This is a genomic window from Streptomyces pseudovenezuelae, assembly GCF_029892565.1.
In the GTDB taxonomy this organism is placed as follows: Bacteria; Actinomycetota; Actinomycetes; order Streptomycetales; family Streptomycetaceae; genus Streptomyces; species Streptomyces pseudovenezuelae_A.
The window spans coordinates 513,974-536,446 of the sequence record NZ_JARXVH010000004.1 but is presented as its reverse complement, the minus strand read 5'-3'; the positions used below and the strand labels follow the sequence as shown (position 1 = coordinate 536,446).

Below are 22,473 nucleotides of genomic sequence, written 5' to 3'. Positions count from 1 at the left end.
GGTGCCCCTCGTACGGCACCCCCGGACGAGCGGCCTCATTCGTCGTTCGATACTTTTGTGACCGTGGACAAGAAGAACGCCCTGCGCGCCGGCGCCCTGGCTGCCGGAACGACGCTGATGATGCTGCTCATGTCGTCCCCCGCGCTCGCGCTGGCGCGCGACGACGGCGACGACCCCGGCAAGGGCCTGAGCGTCATCGAGACGCTGAGCCTCTACGTGCTGACGCCGCTCGCCCTGTTCGCGATCATCGCGGGCCTGGTGCTGGCCCTGGACAAGTCCAAGGACCGCGAGCCGAAGACCAAGGCTGCGGCCAAGGCGAAGGTCTGACCGTACTTCCTCACTGAGGGCGCCGTCCCCGCCGTACGTACGCGCATCCGCCGTACGCACCGCGAGGACGGCGCCCTCAGTGTGTTTCAGGGGCTCGGCCTGGTCAGGTACCGCTGGATCGTGGGCGCCAGCCACGCCACGATCTCCTCGCGCGCCAGCGCCACGACCGGCGGCAGCCGCAGCACGTAACGGGTCAGCGCCAGCCCCAGCAACTGCGTCGCGCACAGGGCGGCCCGGGTCGGGATCTGCTCGGGGTCCGGGCACACCTGGCGGGCGACCGGCAGCAACTGGTCGCGGAAGATGGCCTGCATCCGCGCCGCCCCGGCCTCGCTGGTGGCGCCGACCCGGAGCAGGGCCGTGAGCACCTCGTTCGCTTCCCACAGGGTGAGGAAGTGCTTGACGAGGACCTCACCGACCTCCTGCCGACGCAGTGCGCCGACGTCGGGCAGCTTCAGGTCGACGGAGACGGCCGCCGCGAAGAGGCCCTCCTTGTTGCCGTAGTAGCGCATCACCATCGACGGGTCGATGCGGGCGTCCTTGGCGATGGCGCGGATGGTGGCGCGCTCGTATCCGTCGGCCGCGAAACGCTCGCGGGCGGCGGTGAGGATCGCGTCGCGCGTGCCGTCGGAGCGGCGACGCGTGGTGCCTGTGGTGTCACTCCCGTTCATGCCCACGAGCGTAGGCCAACGTGTGTTGGTCAACAAGTGTAGGCCAACAGGCGTATGCCAACTTTCGTTTGCCAACACGTGTTGACTTATGCGTCGAGGTGCGTCTATCTTCGTCAACAAGCGTTGGCAAACAGACGTTGGTAAGCGGATGTTGGTCAACAGGCGTAGGCAGGCAAGCGTCGGCATCAGGAGGCCACCATGAGCGCCGCGAACGGCACGAACGGAATGAACGGCACCGCCACCCCCGTGATCGTCGTCGGCTCCGGCCCCACGGGTCTGCTGCTGGCCGGTGACCTCGCCACCGCCGGCGTCCCCGTCACCCTGCTCGAAAGGCGGCCGCACGAGATCAGCAACCTGTCCCGGGCCTTCGGTGTGCACGCCCGCACCCTGGAGCAGCTCGACGCCCGCGGCCTGGCCGACCAGCTGCTCGCCACCGGCGACACCATCACCGGCCTGCGCCTCTTCCGCCGGCTCACGCTCGATCTGGGCACGCTGCCGTCCCGGTTCCCGTTCCTGCTGATCACCCCGCAGTACGAGGTGGAGCGGCTGCTGGAGCGGCGGGCGCGCGAGGCCGGTGTCGTGTTCGAGCACGAGGCGGAGGTCGTGGGGCTGCGGCAGGACGACGAAGGGGTCGACCTGGACGTCCGTGGTGCGGACGGCGAGGTCGGCACCCGCCGGGCCGCCTATGTCGTCGGCGCCGACGGCCACCACAGCGCCGTACGCCAGGCGGTAGGGCTGCCCTTCCCCGGTGTCTCGGTCATCAAGTCGCTCTTCCTGGCGGACGTGCGGCTCGCGCAGCCGCCCGAGGGTGTGCTCACGGTCAACGGCGCGGGCGACGCCTTCGCGATGGTCGCCTCGTTCGGCGACGGCTGGTACCGGGTCATGGGCTGGAACCGCCGCAACGAGGTGGCCGACGACGCCCCGCTCGACCTCGACGAGATCAAGGAGGTCACCCGGCGTGCCCTGGGCACCGACTACGGCATGCACGACGCCCGTTGGCTCTCCCGCTTCCACAGCGACGAGCGCCAGGCGCCGGAGTACCGGGTCGGGCGGGTCTTCCTCGCGGGCGACGCCGCGCACATCCACTCCCCGGCCGGCGGTCAGGGCATGAACACCGGCCTCCAGGACGCGGCCAACCTCGGCTGGAAGCTCGCCGCGGCCGTCCAGGGCCGGGCGCCCGAGGGCCTCCTCGACACCTACCAGTCCGAACGGCACCCGGTCGGCGAGGCGGTACTGCGCAGCAGCGGCGGTCTGGTCCGGCTGGCCCGCGCGCAGAGCCCGGTACAGCGCGCCGTCCGCGGCCTCGTCTCGGCCTTCGTCAACGTGGCCCGCCCCGTCCAGCGCAGGGCCCTCGCTCAGGTCTCCGGCCTCGGCTTCGCCTACCCGTCCCCCCGGGGCGCCCACCGCCTCACCGGCACCCGCGTCCCGGACGTCGCACTGAAGGACGGCGGCCGTCTGTACGAGGCGCTGCGCGGCGGCCGGTTCGTACTGATCACGCCGGAGAGCCCGGAGGGGGCGCCGGAGGCGGCTGAGGCGGGGAGTTACGAAGGGTCAGAGGGGCATGAGGGGTACGACGGCCAGGGCGCCCGCAAGGACCGGCTGGCCGTGGAGCGTTGGGCGAGCCGGCGGCGTACGACCGTGCTGGTGCGGCCCGATGGATACGTGGCCTGGGCGGCGGACTCGGCGGACGCGCCGGCGATCGAGCGGGCGCTCGCCGCGCACATGGGCTGAACGGGGCTGAACTTCCCCGCTAGGGCTGGGTGTTCTGTGTCCCCACGAGCAATTCTCTGAGCAGGTCGGCCAGTTGGCTGGCCTGTTCGCCGTCGAGGGCGGACAGGGCCTCCGTCTCGGCGGCGAGGCCGGCGCCGACCGCGCGGTCGACGACGTCCAAGCCCTTCTCGGTCAGGGTGACTTGGAGGGCGCGGCGGTCGTGCGGGTCGGGGGAGCGGCGGAGCAGGCCGGCCCGTTCCAGTCTGTCGAGGCGGCCGGTCATGCCGCCCGTGGTGAGCATCAGCGTCGCCGAGAGCTGGCGGGGCGAGAGGGTGTGCGGCTCGCCGGAGCGGCGCAGGGTGGCCAGCACGTCGAACTCGCCGCGTGCGATGCCGTAGGGCGCGTACGCCTTCTCCATGCGGTCGCCCATCTCCCGGGAGAGCCGGAAGATCCGCCCGAAGACCTCCATCGCGGCGGTGTCGAGTTCGGGCCGCACCGCCGCCCACTGCTCGACGATCGCGTCGACGGGGTCCTTGTGGGTCATGGGTCGAGTATCCGCCGAGGGTCGATCGGCCGCAAGAAAGTGGCTTGACGGTAAGTCGCTTAGGGCTAAGCTAATTAGCATCAACCTATCTCGAAGGGTGCGTCCCATGGCCACCGCAAGCCGGCGTTCGACCCTGACCGTGCTCACCGCTCTGGCGCCCATCTCCTGGGGCAGCACCTACGCCGTCACCACGGAGTTCCTGCCGCCGGACCGGCCGCTGTTCACCGGGCTGATGCGTGCGCTGCCCGCCGGGCTGGTCCTGCTGGCGCTCGCCCGGGTACTGCCGCGGGGCATCTGGTGGGCGAAGGCGGCGGTGCTCGGGGCGCTGAACATCGGCGCGTTCTTCCCGCTGCTGTTCCTGTCCGCGTACCGGATGCCCGGCGGGATGGCGGCCGTGGTCGGCTCGGTCGGGCCGCTGTTCGTGATCGGCCTGTCGGCGCTGTTGCTCGGGCAGCGGCCTACGGCGCGGGCGCTGGTCGCCGGGATCGTGGCCGCGTTCGGCGTCAGTCTGGTCGTACTGAAGGCGGCCGGCGCGCTGGACTCCGTCGGTGTGCTGGCCGCCGTCGCCTCGACCGCGTCCATGTCGACCGGCACGGTGCTCACCAAGAAGTGGGGTCGGCCCGAGGGCGTGGGCCCACTGGCGCTCACCGCCTGGCAGCTCACCGCGGGCGGCCTGCTCATAGCCCCGCTGGCCCTCCTGGTCGAGGGTGCCCCACCGGCACTCGACGGCCGCGCGATCGGCGGCTACCTCTACCTCGCCCTCGCCAACACCGCCCTCGCCTACTGGCTCTGGTTCCGCGGCATCGGCCGCCTCACCGCCACCCAGGTCACGTTCCTCGGCCCGCTGTCTCCGTTGACGGCGGCGATCGTCGGTTGGTCTGCCCTCGGGCAGGCGCTGACGCCGGTCCAACTGGCGGGGATGGCGCTGGCGTTCGGGGCGACGGTGGCAGGGCAGTTGGCGGGAAGGCGGATGGCCTCGGTGGGGAGGATGGGCACGGGATTGCCGCTCGCCGCGTCGGTCCGTGCAGCGGGCAGGGCGTCAGCCGAACCCGCGCCCCGAGCAACAGCCGAACCCGCAGCCCGAGCAACAGCCGCCCCCGTAGCCCGTCAGCCGAAGTAGTGCCCCTCCGCCAGGTCCGCGATCAGGCCCGGCTCCGTCGGCTCCCAGCCCAGGTGCTCGCGGGTCAGTTGGCTCGACGCGGGGATGTCGAGGGCGGCGATGCGGCCGATCCAGCCGAAGTGGGTGTCCGCCTCGTCGGGGGAGATGGCGTTGACCGGCAGGTCCAGGTGGCGGCCGATCGTTTCGGCGATGTCGCGGAACGCGATGCCCTCCTCGGCGATCGCATGCACCCGCGTGCCCGCCGGGGCCCCTTCGAGTGCCAGTCGGAACAGGCGTGCCGCGTCCAGGCGGTGCACGGCGGGCCAGCGGTTGGCGCCGTCGCCGATGTACGCCGAGAAGCCCTTGGCGCGGGCGATCTCGATCAGCAGGTGGACGAAGCCGTGGTCGCCCCGGCCGTGCACGGTGGGTGCGAAGCGGACGGAGGACGAGCGGATCCCCTGGTCGGCCAGCCCGAGTGCGGTGGTCTCCGACCGCAGCCGGGGCGAGCCGAACCACTCGCCCTGCGGCGTGTAGTCCTCGGTCACGAGGTGGCCGGGCCGCAGTCCCGCCGTTCCCGACGAGATCGCGAAGGGCTTGCCGGAGCCTTCGAGTGCGGCGCCGATCGTCTGGATGGCCCGCAGGTCAGCCGCGCAGGACGCCTCGAAGTCCGAGAAGTCGTGGATGAACGCCAGATGGGCGACCGCGTCGGCGGACGCGGCGCCCTTGGTCAGGCTGTCGAGGTCGGCGAGGCTTCCGTGCTGCACGTCGGCCCCGGCGTCCGCCAGTGCCGCCGCGGACTGTTCAGAGCGGGCGAGGCCGGTGACCTGGTGACCGGCGCCGAGGAGTTCGCGGACCACGGCGGAACCGATGAAGCCGGTCGCACCCGTGACGAAAACGCGCATGGTGTGTCCTTCGGAAGACAGGAGGGCCGCACCTCCGGAGAGATGAGGTGCTGTGCTTCCATCGTCCGAAGAGGTACCCCTCCGCGTCCAAAGCCTGTTTCGCATGGCGCAATACGTTCTGGGCATCACCCCAGGCCGTGGCGGTACGCTGAGAGCATGCCCCTCTCAGACGGCACCCCGGACCTCGACCTCCGTCTGGTCCGCTACTTCACCGCCGTGGCCGAGCACCGGCACTTCGGCCGGGCCGCCGAGGCCCTGCACACCACCCAGCCCTCCCTGAGCCGGCAGATCCGCCGCCTGGAACAGCAGGTGGGCGCCCGGCTCCTGGACCGCACCCCGCGGGGCACCCGGCTCACCGAGGCCGGCGAGGTGTTCCTGCCGCACGCCGAGGCGTTGCTGCACTCCGCCGCCCAGGCCACCGCGCAGTCCCGCGCCGCCGCCCGGCCGACCCTGATCACCGTCGGCTTCACCGCGGGCGTGATCGTCACCCCCGCCGTGCGCGAACTGCGCCACCGGCACCCCGACGCCGAGGTGGAGACCCGGCACCTGGGTTTCGGTGAGTCCCGTGAGGCCCTGCTCGACCACCGGGTGGACGCCCTGGTGACCCGACTGCCGCTGCCCAGCGCCGGGTTGGAGGTGACGGTCCTCTACGACGAGCAGCGGGTCGTCGTGCTGCCCCTCGACCACCGGCTGGCCGGCAAGGAGTTCGTCACCGTCGACGACATCGCCGACGAGCCGCTGCCCCGGATCCCCGGCGCCGATCCCGCGTGGGAGGCCTTCTGGCGGCTGGACCCCCGCCCGGACGGCAGCCGTGCTCCCGACGGGCCCGTCGTCGGTGCCCTGGAGGACAAGTTCGAGGTCGTCGCCGACGGCCGGGCAGTGGCCATCACCGCCCACCCGCGCGGCCGGCCCCTGCGCCCCGACCTCACCGTCGTACCGCTGGACGGCGTCGCACCCTCCCAGGTCGCCCTGGCCACCCGCGCGGGCGACCGGGGCCGCCTGGTCACCGCGTTCCGCAAGGCGGCCCGGAGTCATCTCACGGGCCCGGAACCGGTGTAGCCGCCGCCGGCTTCCACGATGCGGTTGCCGCGACGGGCGCTCCTGACGGAGTTGCGGCGCGCCTGCGGCACCGCCCCCGCGACACCATTCCCCCGACGGGCCACCTCCCACTTCGTCCCCTCGCGATAGCGTCACCGTGTCCCCGCGTGACGCAATTCCCGGAGGTGCCCGTGGTTGCCGATCTGTGTGCGGTCTGTGCGAAGCCGCTGCCTGCTCGCAACGGCCGTACGGGCCGCAGTTCCGTCTACTGTTCCGCCGCCTGCCGGCAGAAGGCCTACCGGGAGCGGCAGGGGGACGCCGGGCCGAGTGTGCACGGGCTGATCAAGGAGATCGGGCGGCAGGTGGAGGAGCTGGTGCCGCAGCCGCCTTCCGTCTTCTACTCCGGCGTGACGGAACTGTCGTCGGCCGTCGCCCGGCTCCGGCGCGTGGCCCGCACGGCACGGGACACCGCACGGGAAACCGTCACGCTGCGGTCCGTGACGGAAACGTCTGCGACGGTAGCCTCTGGGGCGGAAACCTCAGTCAGTCCGGCCCCCGTGACGAAAGTCTCCGCCTCAGCAGCCTCCGCCTCAGCAGCCTCTGCCCCCCAACTCGCCCTCACCGAGACCGACTTCGCCGCCCTCACCGAGTCCCACCGCCGTGAGATCCAGGTGCACTGTTACCGCATGTCGGGCTCGTACGACGACGCCGAGGACCTCGTGCAGGAGACGTTCCTGCGGGCCTGGCGGGCGAGGGACGCCTTCGAGGGGCGGGCCAGCGCGCGGACCTGGCTGTACCGGATCGCCACCAACGCCTGTCTCGACTTCCAGCGCCGTACCGCCCGCCGCCCGCAGCGCTACGAGCCGATCCCCGGCATGAACCACGGCACCGGCGAGGCCCCGGCCCGGCTGACCTGGCTACAGCCCTATCCCGACGACGAGTTGCCCTCGGCGGAGGAGCAGCCGGAAGCCGCCGCCGTCGGCAAGGAGACCCTTGAGCTGGTCTTCCTCGCCGCCATCCAGCACCTGCCGCCCCGCCAGCGCGCCGTGCTGGTCCTGCGGGACGTGCTCGGGCTGACCGCCGCCGAGACCGCCGAAGCGCTCGACCTGACCGTGGCCTCGGCCAACAGCGCCCTGCAGCGCGCCCGCCCCACCCTGCGCGACCACCTGCCCGACCGGCGCGGCGACTGGACCGCCGCCGCGCCCACCGATGCCCAACGCGCCGTCCTGCAGGGGTACATGGCCGCCGTCGAACGCCTCGACTTCACCGCGATGGCCGACCTGCTCAGCAAGGACGTCACGCTCACCATGCCGCCGAACCCCTTCTGGTTCACCGGCCGCGACGCCCTCATCGACTTCATCCGGCCCAGCCTCGACCCGGCTTCCCCGATGTTCCTGGGCCACTGGCGCAGCCTGCCCGCCCGCGCCAACGGCCAGCTGGCGTGCGGAGGTTACGTCCGCAGGCCCGGTACGAACGTCTACCGCGCCCAGGTCCTCGACGTGCTGCGCTTCGACGCCGACGACCGGATCGTGGAGGTCATGTCCTTCGAGCCGCACCTGTTCCCGGCCTTCGGACTGCCCCTCAAGCTCTGACCGATGGGGGACCGGCGAGCGACCGATGAGTGATCCCGGCGGCGTGCGTCTGTATTGCCGACTCGTACGGAACACGCCGTACGGAACAGTTCGTACGCCTCAAGGAGATCACCATGCTGCTCACCGACAAGACCGCGATCATCTACGGCGCCGGCGGTTCCATCGGCTCGGCCGTGGCCCGTGCCTTCGCCGCCGAGGGCGCCCGGGTCCACCTCGTCGGACGCACCCGGCAGACGCTGGAGGCGGCCGCCGCGGATCTCAAGGACGCCGAGATCGCGGTGGTCGACGCCCTCGACGAGGCGGCGGTGGAGGCGCACGCCGAGTCGGTCGGGGACATCGACATCTCGTTCAACCTGGTCAGCCGCGGCGATGTGCAGGGCGCCCCGCTCACCGACCTGGCCGTCGACGACTTCCTGCGGCCGGTGCTCAACGGCGCCCGCGCCAACTTCATCACCGCCCGCGCCGCCGGCCGCCGGATGGCCCAGCGCGGCTCCGGCGTCATCCTCACCCTCAACAGCGCCTCCGCACACGGCAGTCCGATGATGGGCGGCACGGGACCCGCCGATGCCGCGATCGACACCCTCGTACGCAATCTGGCGGTGGAGCTGGGACCGAGCGGGGTGCGGGCCGTGGGGCTGTGGGCGGCCGGCGTGCCGGAGACGTTCACCGTGGAGAAGCTGTCCGCGGTCAACCCGGCCATCGACGAGGCCGCCGTGGCGGGCATCGTGCAGGGCCTCGCCGGGATGCGGATGACCCGCCGCAACCCCACCCTCGCCGAGGTCGCCGCCACCGCCGTCTTCGTCGCCTCCGACCACGCGGCCGGCATCACCGGCACCTTCGTCAACGTGACCGGCGGGATGGTCCCGCGCTGAGCGGGCGAGCACATGAGGAAGGGGCGCCCGGCACTGTGCCGGGCGCCCCTTCCTCGTCGTACGACGAGCGGCGGACTACTGGGCGGCCGCGTCCGCCGCCTGTGCCTTCAGCGCCCGCTCCACGCCCGCGCGGGACTCGGAGATCAGGCGACGCAGCGACGCGCCCGGCTCGGCGGAGGCCAGCCAGGCGTCCGTGCGGTCCAGGGTGTCCTGCGCGACCTGGATCGACGGGTAGAGGCCGATCACGATCTGCTGGGCCATCTCGTGCGAACGGGACTCCCAGACCTCGCCCGCCGCCTCGAAGAACTTCTCCGTGTACGGCGCGAGCAGCTCGCGCTGGTCGGTCTGGACGAAGCCGCCGATGACCGCCTCCTGGACGGCGTTCGGCAGCTTGTCGGACTCGACGACCGACGCCCAGGCCTCCGCCTTCGCCTCCGGGGTCGGGCGGGCCGAACGGGCGCTGGCCGCGTGCCGCTCGCCGGCCGCGGTCTTGTCCCGCTCGTACTCGCCGGCGATCTCCGCGTCGTCGAAGCGGCCGACCGCGGCGAGGCGCTGCACGAACGCCCAGCGCAGCTCGGTGTCGACGGCCAGGCCCTCGATCGTCTGCGTGCCCTCCAACAGGGCGTCCAGCAGGTCCAGTTGCTCCGGCGTACGGGCGGTCGCCGCGAACGCCCGCGCCCACGCCAGCTGGTGGTCGCCGCCCGCCTCGGCGGACCGCAGATGGGCCAGCGTCGCGTCGGTCCAACGGGTCAGCAGAGCCTCGCGGGTGGAGGGGTCGGCGTACAGCTCGATCGCCAGCTTCACCTGGCGGTGCAGCGACTGCACGACACCGATGTCGGACTCCTTGCCGATGCCCGACAGGACGAGGGAGAGGTAGTCGCGGGTGGCGAGCTCCGCGTCCCGGGTCATGTCCCAGGCCGAGGCCCAGCACAGGGCGCGCGGGAGGGAGGACTCGAAGTCGCCGAGGTGCTCGGTGACGTAGGCCAGCGACTGCTCGTCCAGGCGGACCTTGGCGTACGACAGGTCGTCGTCGTTGAGCAGGATCACGTCCGGGCGGCGCTTGCCGACCAGCTGCGGTACGGCCGTCAACTCACCGTCCACGTCCAGCTCGACGCGCTCGTCGCGCACCAACTTGCCGGTGTCCTCGTCGAGTTCGTACAGGCCGACGGCGATGCGGTGCGGGCGCAGGGTCGGCTCGCCCTTGGCGCCGGCCGGGAGCGCCGGGGCCTCCTGGCGGACGGCGAAGGCGGTGATGACACCGTCCGCGTCCGTCTCGATCTCCGGGCGCAGGATGTTGATGCCGGCCGTCTCCAGCCACGCCTTCGACCAGGCCTTCAGATCCCGGCCGGAGGTCTCCTCCAGGGCGCCGAGCAGGTCGGACAGGCGGGTGTTGCCGAAGGCGTGCCGCTTGAAGTACGCCTGGACGCCCGCGAAGAACTCGTCCATCCCGACGTACGCGACGAGCTGCTTCAGCACGCTCGCGCCCTTGGCGTACGTGATGCCGTCGAAGTTGACGAGCACGTCGTCGAGGTCGTTGATCTCGGCCATGATCGGGTGGGTGGAGGGCAGTTGGTCCTGCCGGTAGGCCCACGTCTTCATGGAGTTGGCGAACGTCGTCCAGGAGTGCGGCCACCGGGAGTCCGGGTGGTACGACTGGCAGGCGATCGACGTGTAGGTGGCGAACGACTCGTTCAGCCAGAGGTCGTTCCACCACTCCATGGTGACCAGGTCGCCGAACCACATGTGGGCCAGCTCGTGCAGGATCGTCTCGGCGCGCACCTCGTAGGCGGCGTCCGTCACCTTGGAGCGGAAGACGTACTGGTCGCGGATGGTCACCGCGCCCGCGTTCTCCATCGCGCCCGCGTTGAACTCCGGCACGAAGAGCTGGTCGTACTTCTGGAACGGGTACGCGTAGTCGAACTTCTCCTGGAACCACTCGAAGCCCTGCCGGGTCACCTCGAAGATGGCGTCGGAGTCGAGGAACTCGGCGAGCGAGGGCCGGCAGTAGATGCCGAGCGGCACGCTCTGCCCGTCCTTCTCGTACACGCTGTGCACGGAGTGGTACGGGCCGACGATCAGCGCCGTGATGTACGTCGAGATGCGCGGCGTCGGCTCGAACGCCCAGACGTCGTCCTTCGGCTCCGGCGTCGGCGAGTTGGAGATGACGGTCCAGCCGGACGGCGCCTTCACGGTGAACCGGAAGGTGGCCTTGAGGTCGGGCTGTTCGAAGGAGGCGAAGACGCGGCGGGCGTCCGGCACCTCGAACTGGGTGTAGAGGTAGGCCTGGTTGTCGACGGGGTCGACGAAACGGTGCAGGCCCTCACCGGTGTTGGTGTACGCGCAGTCCGCGACGACCCGCAGGACGTTGCGTCCCTCCAGCAGGCCCGGCAGCGCGATCCGGGAGTCCTCGAACACCTCGGCGGGCGCCAGCGGCTCGCCGTTCAGCGTCACCTCGTGGACCGCCGGGGCGACCAGGTCGATGAACGACTCGCTGCCGCCCTCCGCGACATCGAAGCGCACCGTGGTCACGGACCGGTAGGTACCGCCCTCCTGCGCGCCGGAGAGGTCGAGATCGATCTCGTACGAGTCAACGGTCAGCAGCTTCGCCCGCTGCCGCGCCTCTTCGCGAGTCAGGTTTGTGCCAGGCACGCGGTCATCTCCTCGTTATGTGTGGGTTGCGCCATCCTTCCACGGGACCTGACCGGCTGTCTCCGACGGTTCGGCAGGGGGCCTGCGGGTGCGTGGTGGCACGCGTCCCCTGGGGGCTGCGCCCCCAGACCCCCGCTCCGGCCCTGAAGGGGCCTCGTCCTCAAACGCCGGACGGGCTGAGTTGTGCGGACCGGCGCTTAAGAGTTCCGGTCCGCACAACTCAGCCTCTCCGGCGTTTGAGGAGCGGGGTCCGGGGCGGAGCACCGGCGGGGTCGAAGGGGCGGAGCACCTGGGGACGGGACGGGTAGGGGCGGGGGCGAGGAACGCCCCGTGCGCGTAAGGGGCGGTCACCACTCAAGGTGACCTCCCCTTACGCACTGCTCGACCGGCGTCAGCCCTTCAGCTCCGCCGCCACCAGCTCCGCGATCTGTACCGCGTTCAGGGCCGCGCCCTTGCGGAGGTTGTCGTTGGAGATGAAGAGGGCCAGGCCGTGCTCGACCGTTTCGTCGGAGCGGATGCGGCCGACGTAGGAGGGATCCTGGCCTGCCGCCTGGAGGGGGGTGGGGATGTCGGAGAGGGCAACGCCGGGGGCGCCGCCGAGAAGCTCCGTGGCGCGCTCGACCGAGAGGGGGCGCGCGAAACGGGCGTTGACCTGGAGGGAGTGACCGGAGAAGACCGGGACCCGGACGCAGGTGCCGGAGACCTTCAGCTCGGGGATCTCCAGGATCTTGCGGGACTCGTTGCGGAGCTTCTGCTCCTCGTCGGTCTCGTTCAGGCCGTCGTCGACGATCGAGCCGGCGAGCGGGAGCACGTTGAAGGCGATGGGACGCTTGTAGACCTGCGGCTCGGGGAAGTCCACCGCCGAGCCGTCGTGGGTCAGCTTGTCCGCGTCGGCCACGACCTTCTGCGCCTGGCCGTGCAGCTCCGCCACGCCCGCGAGGCCGGAGCCGGACACCGCCTGGTACGTCGCGACGACCAGCGCCTCCAGGCCCGCCTCCGCGTGCAGCGGCTTCAGGACGGGCATCGCGGCCATCGTCGTGCAGTTCGGGTTGGCGATGATGCCCTTGGGGCGGTCCACGATGGCGTGCGGGTTCACCTCGGAGACCACCAGGGGTACGTCCGGGTCCCTGCGCCAGGCGGAGGAGTTGTCGATCACGACCGGGCCCTGCGCGGCGACCTTCTCCGCCAGCGCCTTCGAGGTCGCGCCGCCCGCCGAGAACAGCACGATGTCCAGGCCGGAGTAGTCGGCACTGGCCGCGTCCTCCACCGTCACCCCGTCCAGGACCGTCCCCGCCGAGCGGGCCGAGGCGAACAGGCGCAGCTCGTCGAGCGGGAAGTTCCGCTCCTTGAGGATGCTGCGCATGACCGTGCCGACCTGACCGGTGGCTCCGACGATTCCGACCCTCACGACGACTCCCCTACCTGTTCCTGTACGTCTGCGGCGTTTCCATCATGCGGCCGACCCGGGTCAGCCTGTCCAATTCTTTGCCGCGCATGCCCGAGGAGTGGGACACCGCCCGCGCGGTGTGACGTACGCCTCCAGAAAATTTCCCGGGCCCGCGCCGAACGTTTCCGGGTGCTGTGGCGTCGTAGAGGAAACGCGGTGAGGGGGGTGGCTTGTGCTGCGCAGAAAGGCCCGCCGTGCCCAGAGGGACGATCACGGTGATCCTCTGGACGCGGCCCAGGAACGTCGGGTGAGAGCGGTGCTCGCGCTCGGCGGGGTACCGCAGACGGACCTGCCGGACGGGGTGCAGCAGGTCCGCCTGCGGCTCCTGGAGCGGGCGGCGAAGGGCGACGAGGCCCCACGCGACGTGTCCGCGTGGGCGGCCGTCGTCGCCTCCAACCTGGCCATGGACTGGCATCGCGCCAAGCGCCGCCAGGAGCGGATCGGCGAGCGGCTGGCCTCCCTGCGCCAGCTGGAGCACCCCTCGGGCGAGGACACCAGCGTGCTCTCCCTCGCCGTCGCCCAGGGCCTGGACGAGCTGCCCGACTCCCAGCGTCAGGTCCTCGTCCTGCGGTTCTTCGCCGATCTGCCGGTCCGCTCGATCGCCGACGAACTCGGCATCCCCGAGGGCACGGTCAAGAGCAGGCTGCACACGGCGGTACGGGCACTGCGCGCCCGCCTGCACGAGGACGAGGTGGTGTGAGATGACCGCCGAACACAACGACACCGACGCACTCATGGCGGCGATCACGGGGGAGCCTCTCACGCAGGGGGTCCGGACCGACGACGCCTTCATGACCGAGTACCGCGAGGCGGAGGCCGATGTGGCGCTGCTGCGCGAGCAGTTGGGGCTCATCGGGCACGCGCTGGCCGACGAGCAGCGGCCCAAGGAGAAGCCCGTTCCGGTACGGGCGCCCCGCGACCTGCGCCGGGTGCGCAGGTTCGCCTTCGCCACCGTGGCCGTGGCCGCCGCCGGGACCGTCCTGGTGGGGATGGGCTGGCTGCTGGGGCAGTCGGGAGGCGCCTCCAGCACGGCGAGCAGCGACTCGGGCGACAAGGCGGCGAACTCCCCGGCGGACTCCCAGGGGGGCTCCCAGGATGGCTCTCCCTTCGCCAGCCCCGGCTATCTCGCCTGCGCCCGGCTGGTCGTCGAGGGTGAGGTCGCGAAGGCGGCGTGGGTGCACGGCACCTCCGGCCGGCAGCGGATCACGCTGGCGGTGACCCGCGCGTACAAGCCGGTGAAGACCGCGAAGCAGGTCACCTTCGTGATCGAGGAGGGGGCCGTCCTGAAGAGCCTGCACAAGGGCGAGCACGTCCTGGTGGGCCTGCCGCGGGACTCGTCCGTCGCGGACTACCTGGTCGTCGGCGAGCAGTCCGTCGCCCGCGAACACGCCGGGATCGTCCGGGCGCTGCCCGAGGCGGCCGCGGTGCCCTGCGAATGAGAAAGGGCGGGCGCCCGTCCGGACGCCCGCCCTCACCGCCGCATCAACTGACTACGGCGTACCACTGACTACGGTGTGACCTTCTCGATCTTCACGCTGCCGAGGCCCGCGACCGTGCCGTTGCCGTTCACCAGCTGGACCTGGCCGAAGAACTCGCGGCCCTCCGGGGCGGCCGCCGCGGCGGTGACACTGGCGGAGACGGTCGTCGACTGGCCCGTGGCGAGCTTCACCGGCACCGACTCGTCGACGGTGACCGTGCCGAGGGCGGCGGAGAAGAACACGTCCTGGTAGTCGTAGGCCGTGGAGCCGGACGGCACCGAGTAGCCGATGACCTGGACCGTGTACGTACCGGCGGCCGGGTCGGCCACCGAGACGGCCTCCTCCGAGTCGCCGTCCGCGGAGCTGCCGACCTCGGTGCCCGCGGCGTTGAGCACCACCAGGTCCAGGTCGGCGGCGGTGTCGGAGACGTTGCCTATCGCGACGTCCAGGGACTTGGCGCCCGCGGGCACCTCGACCGTGGTCGTCTGGGTCACGCCCTCCGTGATGGTCGGGCGGGCCGACTTGGCGGAGCCGAGCGGGCCGCCGACCAGCTTGCCGTCGATCGCGGCGAAGTTGTTCGTCACCTTCCAGGAGGCGGCGACCGGAGTGCCGACCTTCGCCTCGGGCACGGTCACGGTCTCCGGGTCGAAGGCCGCGCCGTAGGCGGCGACGTTGAGCTTGTACGGGTTGTCGAGCAGCGGCGAGGTGCGGCGCGCCTCGACCTCGATCTCCCAGACGCCGGGCTGCGGGTCGGCGTACGAACGCACGTCGGGCCGGCAGCCGTTGCCGTCGAGGTAGTTGTTGTAGCAGAACGGCGTCGAGGTGTTGTCGACCGGAACGCCGTACGGGTGGATCGCGATGAACCGGGTCTGGCTCTTGTCCTTCAGCCCGCCGATCGCGACCTCCAGCGACTTGGCGCCCCCGGGCACGGTCACGAAGTACGACTGGGTGGCGTTGCGCTGCACCGAACTCGACGCGGAGTAGGTGTACTTGACCGGCGCCGAGACGACGACCGTGGTGAGGATCTGCTTGTCCAGGCCCTCGGTCTTCGGGTCGTCGAGCTCAAGGATCGCGCTCTTGAGGCCCGCGGACTTCGGGTTGGCCTGCACCTTGACCGTCACCGGCTGGTTCAGCGGCAGCTTCGGTTCGTCCGAGCCGAGGATCTTGAAGGTGTCACCGGCGTTGTTCTCGAAGTGCAGCTCGTGCCGGATCGCCTTGTCCGCACCGGACGTACGGGTGATCGTGAGGTCGTACGTCTTCTTCTGGCCGGCCTTCAGGCCGCCCTCGCGGTCGTAGAGACCGGTGCCGAAGCCCGGCGTCTTCAGCGCGAAGTCGATCGCGGTGTCGACCGGCGCCTTCACCGCGTAGTCGTGCGCGGTGGCGCCGTCCTTGATGGACTCCCAGGCGTCAGGGATGTTGATGAGGCCCGCGCCCTCCTCGTACGCCTGCACACCCTTGATGTGGTCGGCGGTCGAGGTCAGGGCCGTGCGCAGGGTGAGGGGCGTCAGCTCGATGTTCTTCTGCTTGGCGGCCGACAGCAGCAGCGCCGAGGCGCCGGCGGCCTGCGGGGACGCCATCGACGTGCCCTGCAGCATGGAGTAGCCGGCCGGCAGCGTGTAGCCCGCCTCGGCGACCGGGGCGCCCGGCAGCCAGGTCTGGGTGGAGTTGATCGAGGCACCCGGCGCGGACAGGGTCGGCGTGAAGCCGCCGTCCTCACGCGGACCGCGCGAGGAGAACGGCATCATCGCGTACTTGGTCTTCACGGCCGAGCCGTAGTTGGCGGCCCAGGTCTCCTTGGAGATGGTCGCGCCGACCGAGATGACCTTGTCGGCCAGACCGGGGTCACCGATGGTGTTGGCGCCCGGACCGGAGTTGCCGGCCGAGATCACCAGCTGCACGCCGTAGGTGTCGATGAGCCGCGTGTACAGCTCGGAGCGTGCGTTGTTGCCGTCGTTCAGCGCCGGCAGACCGCCGATCGACATGTTCACGATGTCGACACCGCGGTTCACGACGAGGTCGATCATGCCCTCGGTGAGCGCGATGTTGGTGCAGCCGCCGGTCCAGGTGCAGGCGCGCGAGGAGACGATCTTCGCGCCCGGGGCCGCGCCGTTCATCTTGCCGCCGAACAGGCCGTTGGCGGAGGTGATGCCGGCGACGTGTGTGCCGTGCTCGGACTCGATGACGCCGATGTTGACGAAGTCGGCCTTCGCGCCGGCCGCGTTGTAGACGACGTCCTTGCGGACCTCGACGACGAACGGCTGCCGCTCGACGACGTCCGTCGCCGGGTTGTCGGTGCCGAAGTACCCGATCTGGAAGCCGTCCTTGTACGGCTTCATCGGGGTGTCGTCACCGAAGTCGTGGTTGTTGTTGAGGTCGACCCGCACGGTGCCGGCGGCCGCGTCGTACAGGACGCCCCACTTGTCCGTGGTGTCCCCGTCGCGGTTCGCGTCGCCCGCGGCGTCGCCGCCCGTGGTGGCGCTCTCACTGAACACGCTGACCCGGTACGCGCCGGCGGGCGCCGACCAGGTGCTGCCCTGGTAGGTGAAGGTGGGTCCTGACACCGAGGTGACCATTCCGCGCCAGGTGGCGTCACCGTCGGCGATCGGGTCGGTCGCCGTCACCCAGTCGACGATCTTCCGCTCACCGGTGGTGGTCTTCTGCAGCGCGGGGTGGCCGAGGTCCACGCCCGAGTCGAGGATGCCGATGGTGACACCGCGGCCGTCCGCCTTCGGGTGGTCCTGCACGAAGTCGACGGCGCCCGTCTCGAAGGACGGGTTGTACGGGTTCTCGGCGGGGGTCTTCTTGCTCGGCGCCGGGTAGGTCACGGTCGCCGAGGCGGACTTGCCCGAGCTCTTGGTGCTCGGGTCGTCCAGCGGGATCTCCTCGCGCAGGTCGATGCCGTGCACGGAGGTGAGCTTGACGGCGGCGGCGATGGCCGAGTCCGCCTTCGCGGTGGGGACGGTGGCGCTGACGTAGCCGACCTTGTCGAACGTGCGGCCCACGAGGCCGCCGCTGACCGCGTCCAGCTCCTTGGCGACCTGCTCGGTCTGGCCCGGGGCGGTGGCGATCATCATCGTGACGTTCTTGTCGCCGGCCGCCTTGGCGTCGGCGAGCAGGTCCGCGTCGTCCGAACCGAGCTTGTCGTGCGCGGACTTGACGACGTCGTCGGCCGGGGTGGTGGTGGCCGGGCCGTCCGCGGAGAAGGCCATGGGTATCGGCCCCGCCGCGGAGAGCGCGGTGACCAGGCCGGCGGCCACCGCGATGCGGGCCAAGCGTCTCGCGCCGCCGGATATCGGATCGCGCTGGGGGGTGTGGGTCATCGGCATCCCTTGTAGGTAATAAGGAACGAACGTGAACGATCGCTCAGCTTTACCCAAGGGGCAGTTGTTTGGGAAGTGTTGACCGACAGGATGAGGATGTATGGGGAAAACCCGCGATGCCCTTTGGGGTCAACAACCCTCAATACCGGCAAATCATCCCAAGGTTCACACTTCCTTCGAGCGCGCGTAATGCCGTGAGGCCTTCGCCCGGTTTCCGCAGGTGGCCATCGAGCACCAGCGGCGGGTGCCGTTGCGCGAGGTGTCGAAGAAGTGCAGGACGCAGGTCTCGTGGGCGCAGCCGCGGATCCGGTCGGGGGCGGCGGTGAGCAGCTCCAGATAGCCGCGCGCGGCCAGCCAGGCCGGACCCCACGCCGGGTCGGCGAACTCGGGGCGCTCGCCGGGCCCCTCGGCGGTCAGCGTGGCCCGGATCCGCCCGTGCCCGAGCACGGCGTCGACCGCCTCCGCGCCGCCCGGCGCCCCGTCCACGGCCGCCCGCAGCGCGTCCCGCGCCCCGAGCGTGTGCCGCAGGGTCGTCGCGTCGACGGCGAACCGCCCCTCCAGGCCGTTCGCCGCGAGCCACAGCGCGAGCCCGTCGGTGTCGGTGAGCAGATCGTGCGGGGACCCCTCCGCCACCCACCGCGTGTTGAGAAGATCGAGCGCGAGAGGCTCGCCGGTCAGGGGGCGCGGGTCATGGAGGGTGGTGGGCATGGGGGGCTCCTTGTGACCGGCTACTTCCTCCCACCTTAACTCCTGACGTCAAGGACAACGGTTATAACTGGAGTGTGAGAGTGCGCAAGAAGCTGAGGGTGGCGGCCTATGCCGTGTGCGTCCGCGACGAGCAGATCCTGCTGGCCCGCTGGACCGACCGCTACGGCCGGCCCGAGTGGACGCTGCCCGGCGGCGGCATGGAGCACGGCGAGGACCCCTACGACACCGTCCTGCGGGAGGTAGAGGAGGAGACCGGCTACCACATCGAGGTGACCGCCCTGCTCGGCGCGGACTCCGTCCGCCGCGTCTCCCCGCACCGCTTCGGCCGCACCGTCGAGCACCACGGCGTACGCATCGTCTACGAAGGTCGCGTCACCGGCGGCGAACTGCGCCCCGAGGTGGGCGGCTCCACGGACCTGGCGGCCTGGCATCCACTGGAGAAGGTGGCCGACCTCGACCGCGTCTCCCTGGTCGACGTGGGCCTGCGGCTGTGGCGCGAGCGGCCGGTGACAGGACGGCTGGAATAGCTTCAGTACCCCGCAAGATGAACACTGCGTGACCGGCTCCCGGCCGTCCGAGGAGCGGTCGTGGGCGCGGAGGGTAGTCCAAGATCGACGTACGGTGATCGGCGCTGCGCGTTGCGGCCTCGTTCACACGCAGGTCATTCCCGGTGCCAAGGCTCCAGAGTGAGCGGGAAGTTCGCGACAGCGATCGTCCCGCGACCCTGCCGACGCGTTCGCACTCGGGGAGATCGCGCCATGTCGCGCATACGCTCTGTCGCCGGTTCCAAGCCGGCGGTCAACCGCCGTACCGTCCTCGCCGTCAGCGGAGCGGCGGCCGTCTCCGCGGGCGTCGGCTACGCCCTGCGGCCCACCGACAGCCAGGCCGCCTCCGCACCCGCGAGCGGCACCGCCCACCAGGCCCCGGTCGCCGTCTCCCGGCAGGCCCCGGCCGCGCCCCTCGCGCCCTACACCAAGGGCACCACCCTCGCCTCCGTCGCCGCCCCGCGCACCAACTCCGGCTACCGGCGCCTCGGTTCCGGCGCCGGCTGGACCCGCGTGGTGCGCGGCGAGCTGGCCGCCGCCAAGTCGGGCCGCGCCGGACGCCGTACCGCGCTCGCCGCGTTCGTGCAGCTGACCGACCTGCACCTGATCGACAGCCAGCACCCGATGCGGCTCGAATACGTCCGCTCCGCCGACCAGCACGCCTGGCGCCCGCACGAGGCGCTCACCGTGCAGGGGGCGGTCTCGCTGGTCGAGCGGGTCAACGCGCTGCGCGGGGCGCCCGTCACCGGCAGCCCGCTGCACTTCGCCATGACCACCGGCGACAACACGGACAACAACGCCAAGTCCGAGCTGGAGTGGTTCCTGACCATCATGAGCGGCGGCCGGATCACCCCCAACACCGGTGACCCGCGCCACTACGAGGGCGTTCAGAACAGCGGCAGCAAGCTGTTCTGGCAGCCCGACTCGACCATCCGCGACGGCGACAAGCAGCTCGGCTTCCCGCACCTGGGCGGCTACCTGAACGCCGCGATCCGCGAGGTGCAGAGCCCCGGCCTCAACCTGCCCTGGTACTCCACGGTCGGCAACCACGACACCCTGCCGCTGGGCTGCTACGGTCACGGCGACTCCTGGCTCGCCGAGTTCGCGGTCGGCGGCAAGAAGCTCATGTCGCTGTCCGTGTCCGAGTCGCAGAAGCTCCAGAAGCTCATCAAGAGCGGTAACGACCCCAAGGGCCTCGCCTTCCGGGACCTGCTCAAGGCGCACACGCGGGACATGCGCTCGGTCACGCCGGACGAGAAGCGCGCCCCCTACACGGCGACCGACTACCTCAAGGCCCACCTCGACCCGGCCCGCCGCGGTGTCGGCCCGGTCGGCCACGGCTACTCCAGCGCCAACCTGGCGGAGGGCACGCAGTACTACACCTTCCGCATCGCCGACGACGTGGTGGGCATCAGCCTCGACACCACCGACCCGGGCGGCCACTACGAAGGCTCCATCGGCTCGGCCCAGTTGAAGTGGCTGGACCGGCAACTGCGGGACTACAGCGACTCGCACGTCGTCGTCTTCAGCCACCACACCAGCCACTCGATGACCAACACCTCGCACGCCGACCCCGCCCGCCCGAACGAGCGGCGGCACAACGGCCAGGAGGTCATCGCGCTGCTCGGCAGTCACCGCAACGTGCTGGCCTGGGTGAACGGCCACATCCACCGCAACGAGATCACCCCGCACTCGGCGCCCGACGGGCGTTCCTTCTGGGAGATCTCCACCGCCTCGCACGTGGACTACCCGCAGCTCGCCCGCGTCATCGAGATCGCCGACAACAAGGACGGCACGCTGTCCCTGTTCACCACGCTCGTCGAGTCCGCGGCCCCGCACCAGACCGACTTCGCCGACCTCTCCCAGACGGGCCTGGCCGCCCTCTACCGCGAGGTCTCCTACAACGCCCCCGGCGCCGGCAAGGTGCTGAGCGGCAAGTCCACCGACCGCAACACGGAGCTGGTCCTCAAGAAGGGCTGACCCGGAGAGGGCGAACGGGAAAGGCGGAGCGACCGGTTCCGGCCTCTGTTTCACCCGGTCGCTCGCACGGCCTACACCCTGGTCCGTCCGGGTACCGGCCTTGCCGTTTTCTTTGCCCTGGGCCGCGCCGGTCGCTCAACCGTCGCGGCCTGTGGAGTGCGAAGAAACAGCAGGTCAGCGAGGTGGCGGAGGCGGGGGAGCGGAGGCGACGGGGGCGGCCGGACGGACGGGTTCCGAGTAAGCGCAGACGACTTCGACACGAGACGCCGCGTTCATTCGTCTGAAACGTCTGTACCGCCTCATATCGGCTAACCCGCTGGCTTCACGGGGATGGCTCGATCTGGTGCAAGGCGGGTGGTCGTGTGCGAACGAGGCGCGGGCTGCGTGTGCTGTCGGTCTACGAGGGTTTCTTCTCCGGAGGAGCCCGGATCGTGCACAGCGATGTGCTGTTGGGGCTGGTCGAGGGCGGCCAGCAGTGGCATCGGGTGCTGAGTCTGCACGATGAGGTGCACAGGGAGGCCACGACCCAGCGGATGGAGGACGACGCCTGCTACCGGTCACTGACGGCCGGCGGGATCGACGTCACCTCGCTGGGCCGCAGCGCAGGGCTGGTCGACGGCACCGTCGCCGCGTCCGTCTTCACCGGGCCCGAACTGGCCGACACGGCAAGGGCGATGGCCGGTGCGGACGTCATCCTCTCCCTCAAGGAGCAGCCCCTGGCGCTCCTCAACCAGGCGGGCCTGCCGCGCCGTCCGGTGGTGGTGTGCCTGCACCGCTCCGACCCGGAGAACCAGGGCCCGGCCCTGGACGAACTCAAGGCGGCCATCGACGAGGGCAAGGTCGTCGCCTGCGTCTGCTGCGCCGACTCCACCCGCGACGCCTACGAGGCCGCCGGCATCCCCGCCGACCTCCTGCACGTCATCCCCAACGGCGTCGACCTCCTGCGCTTCCGCCCCGACCCGGCGGCCAGACTCGCCTTCCGCACCTCCCTGGGCATCCCCGCCACGGCCCCGGTCGTCGTCTTCGCCGCCCGCTACGCCTCCATGAAGAACGTCTCCCTCTTCCTGCGGGCCGCCCGCGCCTGGCTGGCCCGCGAGGGCGGCGGCCACGTCGTGATGTGCGGCGCCGGCATGACCGACACCAACTCCGCCCTCTGGGCCGACATGGAGTTCGCCTTCGGCGCCGACCGGGCCGCCCTCGGCGACCGCGTCCATCTGCTCGGCGTACGGCAGGACATGGAGAGCGTCTACGCCGGCTCCGACGTCGTCGCCCTCACCTCGTCCTCCGGCGAGGCGGCGCCGCTGTGCCTCATCGAGGGCATGATGTGCGGCGCGGTCCCGGTCACCACCGACGTCGGCGACAGCGCGTCCATCGTCGCCGGACACGGCTTCGTGACCCCCTTCGACCCCGACGCGATCGCCTTCGCCTGGTCCGCCGCCGTCACCGACCGCGCGGCCCTCTCCGACGCCCTCGCCGCGGGCCGTGAACGCTTCAGCCGTACCCGCATGATCGCCGCGTACGCCGACCTGCTCGATCACGTGGTCAACGACGTACACGACGAACTCAGCCCGGAACTCGGCTGACCGACCGGCCG

18 protein-coding genes are annotated in these 22,473 nt (G+C 71.1%); 11 read left to right on the top strand and 7 right to left on the bottom strand.

What is annotated here, in order from left to right; translation table 11 throughout:
• Nucleotides 1-63: 63 nt before the first annotated feature.
• A complete protein-coding gene (locus tag M2283_RS15215; protein WP_280876723.1) occupies nucleotides 64-327 on the top strand; it encodes a hypothetical protein in 264 nt (87 codons plus the stop codon).
• A gap of 86 nt (nucleotides 328-413) precedes the next feature.
• Here the strand turns inward: M2283_RS15215 and M2283_RS15210 are convergent, their stop codons facing one another.
• Nucleotides 414-995 carry a TetR family transcriptional regulator gene (locus tag M2283_RS15210; RefSeq protein WP_280876722.1) on the bottom strand — a complete coding sequence of 194 codons (582 nt, stop codon included), beginning with the start codon at nucleotides 993-995 and terminating at the stop codon, nucleotides 414-416.
• Nucleotides 996-1,193: 198 nt separating this feature from the next.
• Here M2283_RS15210 and M2283_RS15205 point away from each other — a divergent pair, with 198 nt between their 5' ends.
• On the top strand, nucleotides 1,194-2,726 hold the full coding sequence (locus M2283_RS15205; RefSeq protein WP_280876721.1) for an FAD-dependent monooxygenase: 1,533 nt from the start codon (nucleotides 1,194-1,196) through the stop codon (nucleotides 2,724-2,726).
• 19 nt (nucleotides 2,727-2,745) lie between these two features.
• On the opposite strand, the gene M2283_RS15200 is transcribed toward M2283_RS15205, so the two are convergent.
• Nucleotides 2,746-3,249: a MarR family winged helix-turn-helix transcriptional regulator gene (locus M2283_RS15200; protein WP_280876720.1), complete on the bottom strand. Its 504-nt coding sequence runs from the start codon at nucleotides 3,247-3,249 to the stop codon at nucleotides 2,746-2,748.
• Nucleotides 3,250-3,355: 106 nt separating this feature from the next.
• Here M2283_RS15200 and M2283_RS15195 point away from each other — a divergent pair, with 106 nt between their 5' ends.
• Nucleotides 3,356-4,369 (top strand): EamA family transporter, encoded by a 1,014-nt coding sequence (locus M2283_RS15195; RefSeq protein ID WP_280876719.1) that lies wholly within the window; start codon nucleotides 3,356-3,358, stop codon nucleotides 4,367-4,369.
• On the opposite strand, the gene M2283_RS15190 is transcribed toward M2283_RS15195, so the two are convergent.
• A complete protein-coding gene (locus tag M2283_RS15190) occupies nucleotides 4,357-5,250 on the bottom strand; it encodes an SDR family oxidoreductase (protein WP_280876718.1) in 894 nt (297 codons plus the stop codon). The two genes, M2283_RS15195 and M2283_RS15190, sit on opposite strands and share 13 nt — an antisense overlap.
• Before the next feature lie 156 nt (nucleotides 5,251-5,406).
• Between M2283_RS15190 and M2283_RS15185 the strand changes: the two genes are divergently transcribed.
• From M2283_RS15185 to M2283_RS15175, 3 genes are all read left to right on the top strand, one after another.
• Nucleotides 5,407-6,309 (top strand): LysR family transcriptional regulator, encoded by a 903-nt coding sequence (locus M2283_RS15185; protein WP_280876717.1) that lies wholly within the window; start codon nucleotides 5,407-5,409, stop codon nucleotides 6,307-6,309.
• A gap of 146 nt (nucleotides 6,310-6,455) precedes the next feature.
• Nucleotides 6,456-7,880 carry a sigma-70 family RNA polymerase sigma factor gene (locus M2283_RS15180; protein ID WP_432423080.1) on the top strand — a complete coding sequence of 475 codons (1,425 nt, stop codon included), beginning with the start codon at nucleotides 6,456-6,458 and terminating at the stop codon, nucleotides 7,878-7,880.
• Between the two features lie 113 nt (nucleotides 7,881-7,993).
• Entirely contained in the window at nucleotides 7,994-8,752 is a 759-nt protein-coding gene (locus tag M2283_RS15175; RefSeq protein ID WP_280876716.1) for an SDR family NAD(P)-dependent oxidoreductase, read from the top strand.
• A 75-nt stretch (nucleotides 8,753-8,827) separates the two neighbouring features.
• Here the strand turns inward: M2283_RS15175 and pepN are convergent, their stop codons facing one another.
• Nucleotides 8,828-11,401, bottom strand: coding sequence for an aminopeptidase N (gene pepN, locus M2283_RS15170; protein ID WP_280876715.1), 2,574 nt, complete (start codon nucleotides 11,399-11,401; stop codon nucleotides 8,828-8,830).
• 391 nt (nucleotides 11,402-11,792) lie between these two features.
• Nucleotides 11,793-12,809, bottom strand: coding sequence for an aspartate-semialdehyde dehydrogenase (locus M2283_RS15165; RefSeq protein ID WP_280876714.1), 1,017 nt, complete (start codon nucleotides 12,807-12,809; stop codon nucleotides 11,793-11,795).
• 211 nt (nucleotides 12,810-13,020) lie between these two features.
• Between M2283_RS15165 and M2283_RS15160 the strand changes: the two genes are divergently transcribed.
• Nucleotides 13,021-13,548: a sigma-70 family RNA polymerase sigma factor gene (locus tag M2283_RS15160; protein WP_280876713.1), complete on the top strand. Its 528-nt coding sequence runs from the start codon at nucleotides 13,021-13,023 to the stop codon at nucleotides 13,546-13,548.
• Nucleotide 13,549: 1 nt separating this feature from the next.
• Nucleotides 13,550-14,287 (top strand): hypothetical protein, encoded by a 738-nt coding sequence (locus M2283_RS15155; RefSeq protein ID WP_280876712.1) that lies wholly within the window; start codon nucleotides 13,550-13,552, stop codon nucleotides 14,285-14,287.
• Between the two features lie 68 nt (nucleotides 14,288-14,355).
• Here the strand turns inward: M2283_RS15155 and M2283_RS15150 are convergent, their stop codons facing one another.
• Together M2283_RS15150 and M2283_RS15145 are read right to left on the bottom strand one after the other, a co-directional pair.
• The gene (locus M2283_RS15150) at nucleotides 14,356-17,646 is read right to left on the bottom strand and encodes a S8 family serine peptidase (RefSeq protein WP_280876711.1); all 3,291 of its coding nucleotides are present in this window, start codon (nucleotides 17,644-17,646) and stop codon (nucleotides 14,356-14,358) included.
• A gap of 165 nt (nucleotides 17,647-17,811) precedes the next feature.
• The gene (locus M2283_RS15145) at nucleotides 17,812-18,354 is read right to left on the bottom strand and encodes a CGNR zinc finger domain-containing protein (protein WP_280876710.1); all 543 of its coding nucleotides are present in this window, start codon (nucleotides 18,352-18,354) and stop codon (nucleotides 17,812-17,814) included.
• A gap of 80 nt (nucleotides 18,355-18,434) precedes the next feature.
• On the opposite strand from M2283_RS15145, the gene M2283_RS15140 reads away from it, so the two are divergent.
• From M2283_RS15140 to M2283_RS15130, 3 genes are all read left to right on the top strand, one after another.
• Nucleotides 18,435-18,881, top strand: coding sequence for an NUDIX hydrolase (locus M2283_RS15140; RefSeq protein WP_280876979.1), 447 nt, complete (start codon nucleotides 18,435-18,437; stop codon nucleotides 18,879-18,881).
• Nucleotides 18,882-19,112: 231 nt separating this feature from the next.
• Nucleotides 19,113-20,879 carry a TIGR03767 family metallophosphoesterase gene (locus M2283_RS15135; protein ID WP_280876709.1) on the top strand — a complete coding sequence of 589 codons (1,767 nt, stop codon included), beginning with the start codon at nucleotides 19,113-19,115 and terminating at the stop codon, nucleotides 20,877-20,879.
• 362 nt (nucleotides 20,880-21,241) lie between these two features.
• On the top strand, nucleotides 21,242-22,462 hold the full coding sequence (locus M2283_RS15130) for a glycosyltransferase (protein WP_280876708.1): 1,221 nt from the start codon (nucleotides 21,242-21,244) through the stop codon (nucleotides 22,460-22,462).
• Nucleotides 22,463-22,473 lie beyond the last annotated feature (11 nt).

What these genes read in the sequence shown, in the direction of transcription:
- M2283_RS15185 (WP_280876717.1), top strand. Translation starts at nt 5,407, where the DNA reads ATGCCCCTCTCAGACGGCACCCCGGACCTCGACCTCCGTCTGGTCCGC.
- M2283_RS15210 (WP_280876722.1), bottom strand. Translation starts at nt 995, where the DNA reads ATGAACGGGAGTGACACCACAGGCACCACGCGTCGCCGCTCCGACGGC.
- M2283_RS15205 (WP_280876721.1), top strand. Translation starts at nt 1,194, where the DNA reads ATGAGCGCCGCGAACGGCACGAACGGAATGAACGGCACCGCCACCCCC.
- M2283_RS15175 (WP_280876716.1), top strand. Translation starts at nt 7,994, where the DNA reads ATGCTGCTCACCGACAAGACCGCGATCATCTACGGCGCCGGCGGTTCC.
- M2283_RS15145 (WP_280876710.1), bottom strand. Translation starts at nt 18,354, where the DNA reads ATGCCCACCACCCTCCATGACCCGCGCCCCCTGACCGGCGAGCCTCTC.
- M2283_RS15195 (WP_280876719.1), top strand. Translation starts at nt 3,356, where the DNA reads ATGGCCACCGCAAGCCGGCGTTCGACCCTGACCGTGCTCACCGCTCTG.
- M2283_RS15135 (WP_280876709.1), top strand. Translation starts at nt 19,113, where the DNA reads ATGTCGCGCATACGCTCTGTCGCCGGTTCCAAGCCGGCGGTCAACCGC.
- M2283_RS15190 (WP_280876718.1), bottom strand. Translation starts at nt 5,250, where the DNA reads ATGCGCGTTTTCGTCACGGGTGCGACCGGCTTCATCGGTTCCGCCGTG.
- M2283_RS15200 (WP_280876720.1), bottom strand. Translation starts at nt 3,249, where the DNA reads ATGACCCACAAGGACCCCGTCGACGCGATCGTCGAGCAGTGGGCGGCG.
- M2283_RS15155 (WP_280876712.1), top strand. Translation starts at nt 13,550, where the DNA reads ATGACCGCCGAACACAACGACACCGACGCACTCATGGCGGCGATCACG.
- M2283_RS15150 (WP_280876711.1), bottom strand. Translation starts at nt 17,646, where the DNA reads ATGACCCACACCCCCCAGCGCGATCCGATATCCGGCGGCGCGAGACGC.